11 protein-coding genes are annotated in these 12,742 nt (G+C 52.3%); 6 read left to right on the top strand and 5 right to left on the bottom strand.

The window, feature by feature from the left end; genetic code table 11:
• Window positions 1-18 precede the first annotated feature (18 nt).
• A complete protein-coding gene (locus SAR116_RS08385; protein WP_013046493.1) occupies window positions 19-1,779 on the top strand; it encodes a penicillin-binding protein activator in 1,761 nt (586 codons plus the stop codon).
• Window positions 1,780-1,819: 40 nt separating this feature from the next.
• On the opposite strand, the gene hemW is transcribed toward SAR116_RS08385, so the two are convergent.
• From hemW to rph, 3 genes are all read right to left on the bottom strand, one after another.
• The gene (hemW, locus tag SAR116_RS08380; protein ID WP_013046492.1) at window positions 1,820-3,052 is read right to left on the bottom strand and encodes a radical SAM family heme chaperone HemW; all 1,233 of its coding nucleotides are present in this window, start codon (window positions 3,050-3,052) and stop codon (window positions 1,820-1,822) included.
• 38 nt (window positions 3,053-3,090) lie between these two features.
• Complete coding sequence (gene rdgB / locus SAR116_RS08375; protein WP_013046491.1) at window positions 3,091-3,705, bottom strand: RdgB/HAM1 family non-canonical purine NTP pyrophosphatase; 615 nt, start codon at window positions 3,703-3,705, stop codon at window positions 3,091-3,093.
• Between the two features lie 78 nt (window positions 3,706-3,783).
• Window positions 3,784-4,521, bottom strand: a complete 738-nt coding sequence (rph, locus tag SAR116_RS08370; RefSeq protein ID WP_013046490.1) for a ribonuclease PH — start codon at window positions 4,519-4,521, stop codon at window positions 3,784-3,786.
• Window positions 4,522-4,625: 104 nt separating this feature from the next.
• Here rph and hrcA point away from each other — a divergent pair, with 104 nt between their 5' ends.
• Entirely contained in the window at window positions 4,626-5,684 is a 1,059-nt protein-coding gene (gene hrcA, locus SAR116_RS08365) for a heat-inducible transcriptional repressor HrcA (protein WP_013046489.1), read from the top strand.
• Between the two features lie 11 nt (window positions 5,685-5,695).
• Here the strand turns inward: hrcA and SAR116_RS08360 are convergent, their stop codons facing one another.
• Together SAR116_RS08360 and SAR116_RS08355 are read right to left on the bottom strand one after the other, a co-directional pair.
• A complete protein-coding gene (locus tag SAR116_RS08360; protein WP_013046488.1) occupies window positions 5,696-6,262 on the bottom strand; it encodes a hypothetical protein in 567 nt (188 codons plus the stop codon).
• Between the two features lie 293 nt (window positions 6,263-6,555).
• On the bottom strand, window positions 6,556-7,401 hold the full coding sequence (locus SAR116_RS08355; RefSeq protein ID WP_013046487.1) for a hypothetical protein: 846 nt from the start codon (window positions 7,399-7,401) through the stop codon (window positions 6,556-6,558).
• A gap of 367 nt (window positions 7,402-7,768) precedes the next feature.
• Between SAR116_RS08355 and SAR116_RS08350 the strand changes: the two genes are divergently transcribed.
• The 4 genes from SAR116_RS08350 to dapB all read left to right on the top strand — a co-directional run bounded on the left by SAR116_RS08350 (window position 7,769) and on the right by dapB (window position 12,728).
• Window positions 7,769-8,518, top strand: coding sequence for a nucleotide exchange factor GrpE (locus SAR116_RS08350; RefSeq protein WP_013046486.1), 750 nt, complete (start codon window positions 7,769-7,771; stop codon window positions 8,516-8,518).
• Between the two features lie 147 nt (window positions 8,519-8,665).
• Entirely contained in the window at window positions 8,666-10,579 is a 1,914-nt protein-coding gene (gene dnaK, locus SAR116_RS08345; protein ID WP_013046485.1) for a molecular chaperone DnaK, read from the top strand.
• A 92-nt stretch (window positions 10,580-10,671) separates the two neighbouring features.
• A complete protein-coding gene (gene dnaJ / locus SAR116_RS08340) occupies window positions 10,672-11,805 on the top strand; it encodes a molecular chaperone DnaJ (RefSeq protein WP_013046484.1) in 1,134 nt (377 codons plus the stop codon).
• Window positions 11,806-11,900: 95 nt separating this feature from the next.
• A complete protein-coding gene (gene dapB, locus SAR116_RS08335) occupies window positions 11,901-12,728 on the top strand; it encodes a 4-hydroxy-tetrahydrodipicolinate reductase (protein ID WP_013046483.1) in 828 nt (275 codons plus the stop codon).
• Window positions 12,729-12,742 lie beyond the last annotated feature (14 nt).

Here is a 12,742-nt window from a genome sequence, read left to right as displayed (position 1 = left end):
AGTATGTTGGGAGGCATTATGGATAAGCCTTGGCGTTTATTATCTTATGTTATGATTGCCATGACAATGGCAAGTTGCGGGTCGCCGCCCACCCCTCGACCAGTTGCGTCGGTGCCGGTTGTGACGCCAACACCCGAACCCAAGCCCGACGCCGGATCAGATATTGTGCTGAGTGCCGAAAGCGAAGCCGCACTGGCCACCGCCGCCGCCCAAAAATCGCGTATCAATGAAGATGACGCGATCCGTATCACCCCAGCTTCAAAGGCTGATCCCGCCCAGATAGATTTGCTGCAAAAGCTGATGGTGCCGGATCCCCGCCCCGAAGATGCGCCGGTATCGGATATGCGACTGCCAGATGGTAGCCGGTCTGATGATAGCCGGTCGGAGGACGCCCAGCCAGACGCGCCAAGCCCGCTTGATGTGATTGTTAATGATCTGGCGGATAGTATCTTAGAAGAAGATGAAGCAACCGCCATGGCCAAGGCCGCGATCGAAGCCGAAATGCAACGCGAATCGACGATTAATCAGATTATCTGGCAAATTCAGTCTTCGGCACCTAAACAGACACCCGAAGCCTCTGCGCCGGTGACCGAAGGCCCCGATCCGTCGCTGGCTGATGACGCGTTGAATGCTGCTTTCGCCTTACTGGCAAACAAAACCCCGGTGCCGCCGGATGATGATGAGTTTGTGTTGCCAGCCAAAGACCCAGACCGTCTGCGTGTTGCCTTGATGGCACCGTTAAGCGGAAGGCATAAGCAATTTGGCGAGGAATTGCGCAAAGGTGCCGAACTAGCATTATTCACAATTGCCAATCCGAAGGTCGAAATGCTGGTCTATGATACGGCAGGTGGCGACAAGAATGATAGCAAAGTGATTGCCCAGGTTGCCGCACAGGCGATGCAGAATGGCGCCGATATCATCATTGGCCCGCTATTTACAGAATCGGTCGAGCAGGTGAAACGGATTGCCGATTTTAATGCCATTCCGATGATCGTTTTTTCGAATAATGTTAATGTGGCGGGCCCGCAAAGATGGGTCATGGGCTATCTGCCTGAACAACAGCTTGACTCGCTACTGGGCTTTGCGGTTGCTGACGGGCGTGAGCGTTTTGCGATCCTTGCCGAATCGACAGCTTTTGGCAAGCGGCTGGCCAACCACGCCAAAACACGGCTTCAGGAATTCGGTTTCAAAACCGAGGAAATTGTCATTCTGTCTCGTGACGATCTGGCTGACGAAACGATGCTGAAACGTAAAATCCGCAATTTTGCACGTTATCAGGAACCAAAAGACGATGAGGACATACTGGTTACTGATGCACCTTATGACGCTGTGGTATTTGCCGGTGGCCCATCCTTTGCGCTACGCACGGCGCCAGTGCTGGCTTATTATGATGTCGGCCCCGATAATAGTCTGTATCTGGGGACAGCTTTATGGAACCAGAACCAGCTTTTGAGCGAACCATCCCTGCAAGGCGGGATATTTGCCAAACGCCCAAGCGTCGCTGATCCGGTGTTTGAAGAAAACTGGGCACAGATCTGGCCGCATGACGGCACCGGGCAACTGGCTCGGCTTGGATTTGACGCGATGGCACTTGTCTCATCGCTGACCGAGATTGACCGTGCGGATTGGACCGCAAAAATCACCGATGATTCAGGGTTTAACGGCTATAGTGGCGCCTTTCGGTTACAGGATAATGGCAGTAATCTGCGCGCCTATGAAATCCGCCGTATCTGGGCTGGTAAATCCGACATTATCCAGCGTGCGCCCGGAAAAATCTAACTGGGCAAGATTTAAAATCTGAACAGGCAATATATAGTGGTCACAAAATTAGTTCGGCAAGAATATGATTGAGCCGAATCGCCCCTGCGTCACTGGCGCGGATATGCAGATTTGCAATATCAGTATCGGCATTGATGGCCGTAATATCAGGTGTAACCAGTAGCCATCCCGCATCGTGACATTTTCGTAAACCCTCTATATCAAGCCAGTTATGATAAGGACCACAAGCCGCGCTTAGCCGTGCCAATGACAGACCGGATGTCAGGCGCAAGCCCATCATCAGCATTTCTGCCGCCCAGTCATTTTTACCGTCGGTGACAAGCGTGTCAGTGGCATGCCCGTCTTTGGCAATGGCGGCCAGCCAGCCCGCCGGACTGCGCCGGGTGCTGATGCCGATGCGATGGTCTTGCTGTGTAAAGCGACTATGCGCCCCCGGCCCGATCCCAAGCCAGTTGCCGCTTTGCCAGTAAATCAGATTATGCCGGCATTCATACCCGTCTTTGGCATGATTGGAAATTTCATAGGCAGGCAATCCGGCATCGCGTGTCAACATGCGGGTGATATCAAATAAGGTGGCGGCATGATCGTCATCCAGTGCCATGACTTCGCCGCGCCGCTGGCGCGTATAGAAATGCGTTCCGCTTTCGATGGTCAACTGATATAGCGATAGATGATCAAGCCCCAGCGCCAAAGCGGTAGATAATTCATCATGCCAGTCTGCGGGCGTCTGGTTGGGGGTCGCATACATCAGATCAATCGACATATTGTCAAAAGCCGTGCGCACGGTGGTCAGTGCCTTTCGGGCTTCATCAGCACTATGTTCGCGCCCTAAAAAGGCCAATGTGTCATCACGCAGAGACTGCACACCCATCGATATGCGATTGACGCCAGCATGATGAAAATCGAGCATTTTGCTGGCCTCTACCGAGGTTGGATTGGCTTCGGCAGAGATTTCGATAGCGGGCATGAAGCCGAATATAGCGGCAGCCTTATCAATGATGCCCTCGACGACAAAGGCAGGCATCAGTGAAGGCGTACCGCCACCAAAGAAAATGCTGGATAGGGATGCCGGCTGTTCAAGTTGATCAGCCATATAGGTCATTTCGGTGAGATAGGCTGCAAGGAACGCATCGGCATCAATATCGTTACTGACATGCGAATTGAAATCGCAATAGGGACATTTTGCCTTGCAGAATGGCCAATGCACATATAGCCCCAATGGTGATACCGGTGGAGGCGCAAGTGATGATGCGGCTTTGGTCTGGTGGTGCATGGCGCCCCTATCCCTGATGGTTAATCATGCCCAGATAGCTAATCTTGTTGGTCAAAACAGCGTTGCAAAAGTTTGGCAAAAGCATCAGCGCGATGACCAATGGCATGTTTTATGTCCGGTTCCATTTCGCCAAAGGTCATATCATACCCATCAGCGACAAAAATAGGATCATAGCCAAACCCGTTAGCGCCGCGAGGTGGCCAGACAAGATTGCCTTTGACTGTACCCTCGACCGTTTCATCATGCCCGTCCGGCCAGACAATCGATAAAGCGCACATAAAGGCTGCCTGCCGATTGGTCGTGCCAGTGGCCGTCAAGGCATCTTCAACCTTGTGCATGGCCATGCCAAAATCCTTGTCCTGCCCAGCCCAGCGTGCCGAATAGATCCCCGGATCCCCGTTCAAGGCCACCACCGCCAGCCCCGAATCATCTGCCAGTGCCGGTAGGCCAGAGGCCAGTGCCGCCGCGCGGGCTTTGAGAATTGCATTGCCGGTGAAACTGGTTTCGGTTTCATCTGGCTCATCAAGACCCAGTTCACCTGCTGACACCAGCGTAATATCAAAGCCGTCAAGAAAGGCGGCAATTTCGGGAAGTTTGCCCGGATTATGCGTGGCAATAACAAGTTTCGAGTCGGTAAAGCGGCGCGGCACCATGATCTGAAATCCTGTTGTTAAATCCTGTGTGGGCTAATGTAACCGAATGTTACCAAATGTAACGATGTTGTTACGGGGCTAGCCTGCGTTTATCGGGTCCGTCTGTACGGCTTGATCCTGCAGCGCGAATAATGTTGCGCCGCCTGCCTCGGCCAGATCAAGCATCGCATTCAGCACATCACGCGAAAACGGCTTTTCTTCGCCAGTTGCCTGAATTTCAACAAGGCCACCATCCGCCGACATGACAAAATTGGCGTCGATTTCGGCATTGCTATCTTCATCATAATCAAGATCAAGTACCGAGTTGCCCTTATAGACGCCGCATGAAATGGCCGCGACATTATCAATGATCGGCTGGCGTGTGATAGCACCAGCCAGCAGTAATTTTTCACATGCGATCTTTAGCGCCACCCACGCGCCAGTGATCGAAGCGGTGCGGGTGCCGCCATCTGCCTGAATTACATCGCAGTCAATTTTTATCTGGCGCTCGCCAAGGGCTTTCAGATCAGTCACCGCGCGCAATGACCGGCCAATCAAGCGCTGAATTTCGAGGGTACGCCCGCCTTGTTTGCCGCGGGCGGCTTCGCGGTCGCTTCGGGTATGGGTTGACCGCGGTAACATGCCATATTCAGCCGTTACCCAGCCTTTGCCAGAATTACGCAAAAACGAGGGTACGCGTTCATCAACCGAAGCGGTGCAAAGCACATGCGTGTTGCCGCAGCGCACCAGACATGACCCTTCGGCATGCAGTGAAAAGCCTGATTCAAGCGTAATAGAACGAAGCGCATCATAAGCGCGGCCGGATGGACGTGTCATAGGTCGGTTCCCATATAATGGTCAGCACGATTAAAGAGCTGACATGCGTGATAAATAGACATGCAAGATTGACCTGCGTTAGTGAATCATTTTAGATTTTCTTTATGACGGAAGCTAGCATAAAGGGACTTACCCCCCGCGCCCTTGATATTTTTCATACTTTGGTGAGCGCCTATCTTGATGGTGGGCAGCCAGTGGGATCGCGCACGCTGGCTAAATTATCGCCATATGATCTATCGCCAGCCTCGATCCGCAATAATATGAGCGATCTGGAAGACGCCGGATTGCTGTTTTCGCCACATATCTCGGCGGGCCGAATCCCGACGCAAAGCGGCCTGCGGCTGTTTGTCGATGGGTTGATGGAATATGATGTCAATCTGGCCGAAGATGAACAAAGTTCAATCGATGGCGAATGTGCCGCACGCGGCATCAGCGTCAGTGAATTGCTGGAAAAGACCAGCAAGACGCTGTCTGGCTTGTCAAAATGCGCATCGCTGGTGCTATCGCCGCCTAGCGATGCCGCGTTGCAGCATTTCGAATTTGTGCCAATCGGTGATAACCGTGCGCTGGCGGTGCTGGTGCGCGCTGATGGCCAGGTGGAAAACCGGCTGATTGATCTGCCTGTCGGGGTGCCTGCCAGCTTGCTGACGCGCGCCAATAATTATATGAATGCAAAGCTCGAAGGCCATAATATGGCGGCTGCCATGCAGATGATCCGCAGTGAGATCGCCGCGAATAAAGCCGAAATCGACGTGCTGACAGCGGCGCTTGTCGAACAAGGGCTTGGCTTATGGTCGGATGGCAAAGGCGATGATGGCGCGGCCTTGATTCTGCGTGGCCAGTCAAACCTGCTCGAAGATGTGCAAGCTGGCGATGATCTGGCGGAAATCCGCAGTCTGTTCGACGCGCTGGAAGCCCGCGAAAATGCCCTGCGTCTGCTGGATGCGACAAAGCAAGGTGACGGCGTGCAGATTTTCATCGGTGCCGAAAATAATCTGTTCAGCAATACCGGATGTTCAATGGTGATCGCGCCCTATCATAATGCCAGCCGTTCGATCATCGGCGCCATAGGCGTAATCGGCCCACGGCATATGAATTACGCCAAAATCATCCCGATGGTCGATTATACCAGCCGTGCGATTGCCCGGGTGCTTGGCCGCTAATCTGTCAAGAGTTAGATGGCGGCTGATAGTTTGGCCAATGTCTGATGCCAGAACAGGATAAAGCGCTGGCCAAGCTGATCACTTAGCGTTGCCAGACTCTCAAGATCAAGCGCAATCATGTTGCGGGATAGCAACACGCCAAGCGCGACACCAACGCCGATGCCAATCGCAATCGCTATTGCCAGAATGCTGACCGGCATGTGGGTGCGAGGTTTGCTGGCTGGCCGCGACGCGCTTAAGGCCTTGGGTGGCGGTTTTATCTCAGGTGACTTGATATCCAGTGGTAGGGGCGGCAGGTCGGCATGGCAGGCCGGACAGCTGAATTTATGGCGCGTGCCAGCGCTGTCACAATCGGGAATCAGCACCGGTATATCGCAATGCGCACATTCGATTTGACGATTTGATCGGGTTATCGTGCGATCACGGGGCGGCGTCGGGTTATTCGGGTCATCTGGATCGGGCGGCGGTGCAAAGAAAAACCCACCACAGGCATGACAGGCAATCGGCATATTTTCATATTGGCTCAAGGCATTCGGGATGTTGGCTTCATCATCACAATGCGGGCATTTCAAGAGCATCTTGTCGTCCTTTAGTAACCAGATCAGATTACGGCATCATGCCATTATGGAAGGGCATATCATATGATGCGCATATCATGTGGGCATTTACGATATTTCTAAAATCATAAAATATAATTCCGGGCATAAAATATAATCCCGGGCATAATATGTATTCACGAGCATATATGTAATAGCGGGAAAAAATGAAAAAGACGTTAACGCGATTATGGAATATGATTATGGTTTGGCATTTGCTTATGCGCCAGATCAGACGCCAGATCAGACGCCAGTTTCAGACCCAGTATTAGACGTTAGCGATCAGATGGGGTGGATTTGGCCTTATCATCATGCGTTGCCCGCAATTCGTCGAGCGTGCTTTTGACGGTCGAATGTACAAGATTGGATAATTCTTCGCGTATCACCGATTTAACCGTATTGGCGACGATTTTATTGAGATCATCAAGATCAATCGCCGCGGCCGCTTTGGCTGATGTAGCTGGTTGTGCTGGCGTTTCGGATGCCGGGGTGGAGTCATCGTCAGCACCTTGATCGGATGTTGCGGCTGATGCGGCTGGTTCGTTTGTTTCGGCATTGCCAACAGCTTCGGCGATGTTGGCCATCACGCTTTCGATACGTTCATTGCCAGCGACAACATCATCTAGTGGGGTGGTTGCGACAATGTCATCAACTGCCTTTTTGACAACATTTTCAAGATCGGCATCGGAAATCTGCCGGGTTCCAACAGTATAATCAGGAACCGGTGGGGCATCTGGTAATGAGCTTGCGGGTTCTGTTTTGGCTTTATCGTTATCGTCATCAAGGCTGGCAGCCATGACGCGGAGCATTTCGATACGGTCAAAGACCGTGGCGGGCGCTGGCGATATCTGATCCGGGGTTACTTGGTTTGGGGTTACTTGGTTTGAGGCTTTGTGGTCTGGTCTGGCCTGATCCGAAGGGGGCATATCATCCCGTACGCTATGATCAGGCTGGGTATGATCAGGGGTTGTCGCTAGCAGGCGGGTGGCCACAGGAATATCGGGCTTTGCCACAGGCGGCGCAGATTTCACAATAGCGACCATCGGCACGCCATCACTGATGACTGTCTCTGCCTCTTTATAGAGCGCTTCAATAGATTTTAACGCCGCGGTACCACGCATGTTTGACCAATCTGTCCATTATTCAAATATATCATCATTAAGATTACGCCTTAAGGATTAAGCGTCTTCGGACTTATACTCTAATTAATACGTCATATTTTTGTCATGTTGTCACCTTTTTCCACGCTAAAGGTGCCGGTAAATTGACAGATAGTCTGATTTGGGCGCGTAAATTCCCCTCAAAACGGCAATAAAGATTAGATAATTATCCATCAAAACAGCTTTTTACGGCAGTTTTTAGGTGATTTTGCCAATAAAATGCACGAAGTGCGACATTCTTGCACATTTCTTGGCTTCTGCCTCTTGGATAGGTGCACAAAGATGCCTAAATAGCGGTACAACATCTGATTCGCCTAAAGGACCACCGATGAACGAGAATGCTAAAGACGAAAATGCTGTCAAAGATGACGATATCGCCAAAATGACAGCCGCAAAAGATAATGCCGACGCGCAAACAGTTCTACCTGATGATGGCAGTCTGGAGGCGGTACTTGCTGATGCGATCGAAACAGCCCCGCCTGCTGAAAGTGACGGGTCGGATGATGACGGGGCGTCGTTAGATCCGTATGACCAGCTTCTGGCTGAACGCGATGCGCTAAAGGATCAGCTTTTACGAGCATTGGCCGAAAGTGAAAATACCCGCCGCCGCAGTGAACGTGATGTGCTGGCCGCCAAGAAATATGGCCATACCGGTCTGGCGCGCGATCTTGTCGGGGCGATCGATAATCTGGCGCGCGCGCTGGATATCATGAAAGATGATGGTTTCGAGGCTGGTAGCCTTAGCGAAGCCATGACCAATGTGGTCACAGGTATCGAATTGAGCTGGACGGAGATCATATCGATCACCGAAAAGCACGGCATCAAGCAGATCAATCCGGCAGGTGAAAAGTTCGATTATAATCTTCATCAGGCCATGTTCGAAGTGCCGACAGCAGAGACGCCACCAGGCATGGTCGTCGAAGTTCTGCAACATGGTTATGTGTTACATGACCGGTTACTGCGTCCGGCCATGGTGGGCGTATCCAAAGCCCCCGAGGCAGCCGCCGAAAGTGCCAACAGCCAAGCCAAAGTGGAGGATAGCGCCGGAAATGATGACGCAGACAACAAGGGCGCATGATGCCCCTTGTATGACAAGATTTCACAACTATATGACTGATATAACCGACATTTAATTCACTAAGCGGGCGGAACAAGTGATCGCAAGTGAGATTAAGAGGCCCTGGCTAGCCGCAGGCAGCCACCTCTTGGAAGAAAGGAGATTAGAATGGGAAAAGTAATTGGAATTGATCTGGGGACAACAAATTCATGCGTAGCCGTGATGGATGGTTCCGAAGCCCGCGTTATTGAAAATGCCGAGGGCGCACGCACAACACCTTCGATGGTGGCCTTTGTCGATAATGAAGAAAGACTGATCGGCCAGTCGGCAAAACGCCAAGCCGTGACCAACCCAGAAAATACATTATTTGCGATCAAGCGCCTGATTGGCCGCCGTAATAGTGACAAGGTCACAAAGGATTTTGCCAAGCTGGTGCCTTATGATTTGGTGGCTGCCAAAAATGGTGATGCCTGGGTCAAGGTCAAGGACGAAGAATATTCACCAAGCCAGATTTCAGGTTTTGTTCTGCGCAAGCTGAAAGAAGATGCCGAAGCCTTTCTGGGCGAAAGCGTTACCCAGGCGGTGATCACCGTACCGGCCTATTTCAATGACGCCCAGCGTCAGGCCACCAAAGATGCAGGCAAGATTGCCGGTCTGGAAGTTCTGCGCATTATCAATGAGCCAACTGCGGCCGCTTTGGCCTACGGGCTTGACCGTAAGGAATCCGGCCTGATCGTGGTTTATGACCTTGGTGGTGGTACGTTTGACGTGTCTGTGCTGGAAGTTGGTGATGGCGTGTTTGAAGTCAAATCAACCAATGGTGATACATTCCTTGGTGGTGAGGATTTCGATCATAGCATCATCGATTATCTGGCGGATGAGTTCAAGAAAAGCGATGGTGTTGATCTGCGCAAGGATAAGCTGGCATTGCAACGGCTTAAAGAAGCGGCCGAGAAAGCCAAGATCGAGCTGTCTTCATCATTGCAAACCGATGTGAATCTGCCCTTTATCACGGCGGATGCGTCAGGCCCTAAACATATGAATATCAAGCTGACCCGCGCCAATCTGGAACAGCTGGTAAGCAAACTGGTTCAGCGTACCTTGAAGCCATGTGAAGCGGCTTTGAAAGATGCCGGGGTGAAAGCCAGCGAGATTGACGAAGTCATTCTGGTTGGTGGTATGACCCGGATGCCTAAAATCATTGAGACGGTGACCGAATTTTTTGGCACCGAACCGCATCGCGGCGTGAATCCGGATGAGGTTGTGGCATCAGGTGCGGCGATTCAGGCAGGTGTTCTGACCGGTGACGTGAAAGACGTTTTACTGCTTGATGTGACACCATTGTCATTGGGTATCGAAACATTGGGCGGTGTCTTTACCCGTCTGATCGATCGCAATACGACAATCCCGACCAAGAAAAGCCAGATCTTTTCAACCGCGGATGACAATCAATCAGCGGTCACAATCTCGGTCTATCAAGGCGAGCGTGAGATGGCGACAGATAATAAGCATCTTGGCCAGTTCAATCTGGAAGGCATCTCGCCAGCGGCGCGAGGTGTGCCGCAGATCGAAGTGACCTTTGATATTGATGCGAACGGTATTGTCAAAGTCAGCGCCAAAGACAAGGCAACAGGCAAGGAACAGGAAATCCGCATTCAGGCCTCAGGTGGTCTGGATGATTCCGAAATTGACCGCATGGTTAATGAAGCCGAAGAAAATGCCGAAGCTGATAAGAAACGTCGTGAAGAGGTCGAAACCCGCAATCAGGGCGAGGCATTGACACATGGCGCACAAAAGGCGATCGATGATCTTGGCGATAAGGCGGATCCGGATGCCAAGGCCGAAGTCGAAGCAGGTATTGCCGCTTTGAAAGAGGCGCTAGAAGGCGACGATATAGAAGCGATCACATCGAAATCTGCCGAACTGTCACAGGCGATGATGAAGATGGGTGAAGCAGCCTATGCAGCCGGACAGGATGAGGAAGACGCGCCAGAAACCGCGTCAGCCGATCCCGCTGACGAAACCGTCGTTGATGCGGAATTCGAAGAAGTCGATGGCGACGCTGACGCCAAAAGCAAATAAAACTTAAACTTAAGTAAACGCTGGGGTAGGTTACACCCCAGTGTTTTAAAGTTTGTACGTTTTTCCCAATTTATACGGCATCGGCAGTTACCATGAGTAAACGTGATTTTTATGAGACTCTGGGCGTATCCAAAGACGCTGATGAGAAAGCCCTAAAAGCTGCTTATCGGAAGCTGGCGATGGAAAATCATCCCGACCGCAACCCCGATAACGAGGCGGCGGCAGATCGTTTTCGCGAAGCCAGCGAAGCCTATGATGTTCTGAAAGACCCGCAAAAGCGTGCGGCCTATGACCGTATGGGTCATGCCGCTTTTGACAATGCGGCTGGCGGTGGTTTTGGTGGCGGTGGCGGTGGCTTTGGCGGCGGCGGTTTTGGCGGCGGCGGCGGCTTTTCCGATATTTTTGATCAGATGTTTTCGGAGTTTTCCGGTGGTGGCCGGCAACCGGACACAAGCGGCAATGATCTGCGCTATGATATGAATATCTCGCTTGAAGATGCCTTTAGTGGTGTGCAGCGCGATATCAGCATTAATGTGCCGGTCAGCTGTGATAGCTGTTCGGGATCTGGCGCGGCCGAAGGTAGCAAGCCAAGCACATGCGGTACATGCGGTGGTTCAGGCCGGGTGCGCGCCCAGCAAGGATTTTTCGCTGTCGAACGTACCTGTAATGCCTGTCAAGGTATGGGTCAGGTGATTTCAAACCCATGTGGTACATGCCGTGGTGATGGCCGCGTGCAACAGCAAAAGACGCTGGCAGTGTCGGTGCCTGCGGGAGTCGATAATGGCACGCGTATTCGCCTGACAGGTAAAGGTGAAGCCGGAAGCCGTGGTGGGGCGGCAGGTGATTTGTATATTTTCATCAATATCAACCCGCATCCGATCTTTACCCGCGATGGCACTAATGTGATGGCCAAGATTCCGGTGCCGATGACGGTAGCCGCCTTGGGCGGTACGATTGATGTGCCGACGTTGGCAGGCAAGATGGCGCGTCTGACGATTGATGCCGGTACCCAGTCAGGGCGGCGGTTCCGCATGCGGGGCAAAGGCATGCCTGCTTTGCGGCGGGGTAACACAGGTGACCAGATTGTCGAAGTGCAGATCGAAACGCCAACGAATCTGACCAAAAAGCAAAAAGAACTGCTGACAGCCTTTTCAAAAGCAGGTGAAACCAGCCCTGAATCAACCAGCTTCATGGAACGCGTTAAGCGTATCTGGGCCGAAGATTAGAGACTCATATTCGACCATGAACATGACGCATAGCGCTTGTTCATCTGGATGTGGACGTTATAGTCTTGGATGACAGGTCAAAAGGATTCCGGACAATGAGTACAGCAGACAGTATCAAGCTTTCGATTCCAGGCGGTTCTGGCCGTATGGGTAATATGCTGATTCGTGAAATTGCGGCAGCCAGTGATCTGGTGTTGCATGCAACAAGTGATCGTCCCGAAAGCCCCTTGATTGGCAAGGATTCAGGTGAGCTGGCTGGCATCGGTGCGAATGGTGTGATGATCAACAGTGATCCAGCAGCATTGGTTGGCGGCGATGTGATGGTGGATTTTACCAGCCCTGCCGTGAGTCTGGCGCATGCCGAACTGGCCATGCAGAATAATATGGCGATGGTGATTGGTACGACTGGCCTTGATGCTAGCCAAGAAGCCCGCCTTGCCGAGATAGGCACCAAAATTCCATTGGTCTATTGTGCCAATACGTCGGTTGGCGTGACCTTGTTGCGCGCGCTTGTCGAACAGGTTGCCGCGCAACTAGTCGAAGGCTGGGATATCGAAATTCTGGAAACGCATCATCATCATAAGGTCGATTCGCCATCGGGAACGGCGCTGGCACTTGGCAAGGCGGCGGCCAAAGGGCGCGGCGTTGCTTTGGAAGATGTGTCGGATATTGTGCGTGATGATCAGGCTGGCGCTTCGCGCGTTGGGGCGCGCAAAGCTGGCGATATCGGTTTTGCGGTGATGCGAGGCGGCGATGTGACAGGTGAACATAGCGTCACCTTTTTTGGCGCGTCCGAACGTATCGCGCTGACGCATATGGCAACTGACCGGGTGGTATTTGCCAAAGGGGCGATCCGGGCGGCACGCTTTGCGGCGACGGCGGATACCGGCTTTTATAATATGGAAGACGTCCTGCGCGGTTAACGCGTTACTATCGG

It is taken from the genome of Candidatus Puniceispirillum marinum IMCC1322, assembly GCF_000024465.1.
Taxonomy (GTDB): Bacteria; Pseudomonadota; Alphaproteobacteria; order Puniceispirillales; family Puniceispirillaceae; genus Puniceispirillum; species Puniceispirillum marinum.
Note: the sequence above shows the minus strand (reverse complement) of the source record. Positions and strands in the feature narration are given on the sequence as shown.

Excerpts from the sequence above, each read along its gene's own strand:
- SAR116_RS08385 (WP_013046493.1), top strand. The coding sequence starts at position 19 with ATGGATAAGCCTTGGCGTTTATTATCTTATGTTATGATTGCCATGACA.
- hemW (WP_013046492.1), bottom strand. The coding sequence starts at position 3,052 with ATGCACCACCAGACCAAAGCCGCATCATCACTTGCGCCTCCACCGGTA.
- rdgB (WP_013046491.1), bottom strand. The coding sequence starts at position 3,705 with ATGGTGCCGCGCCGCTTTACCGACTCGAAACTTGTTATTGCCACGCAT.
- rph (WP_013046490.1), bottom strand. The coding sequence starts at position 4,521 with ATGACACGTCCATCCGGCCGCGCTTATGATGCGCTTCGTTCTATTACG.
- hrcA (WP_013046489.1), top strand. The coding sequence starts at position 4,626 with ATGACGGAAGCTAGCATAAAGGGACTTACCCCCCGCGCCCTTGATATT.
- SAR116_RS08360 (WP_013046488.1), bottom strand. The coding sequence starts at position 6,262 with ATGCTCTTGAAATGCCCGCATTGTGATGATGAAGCCAACATCCCGAAT.
- SAR116_RS08355 (WP_013046487.1), bottom strand. The coding sequence starts at position 7,401 with ATGCGTGGTACCGCGGCGTTAAAATCTATTGAAGCGCTCTATAAAGAG.
- SAR116_RS08350 (WP_013046486.1), top strand. The coding sequence starts at position 7,769 with ATGAACGAGAATGCTAAAGACGAAAATGCTGTCAAAGATGACGATATC.
- dnaK (WP_013046485.1), top strand. The coding sequence starts at position 8,666 with ATGGGAAAAGTAATTGGAATTGATCTGGGGACAACAAATTCATGCGTA.
- dnaJ (WP_013046484.1), top strand. The coding sequence starts at position 10,672 with ATGAGTAAACGTGATTTTTATGAGACTCTGGGCGTATCCAAAGACGCT.
- dapB (WP_013046483.1), top strand. The coding sequence starts at position 11,901 with ATGAGTACAGCAGACAGTATCAAGCTTTCGATTCCAGGCGGTTCTGGC.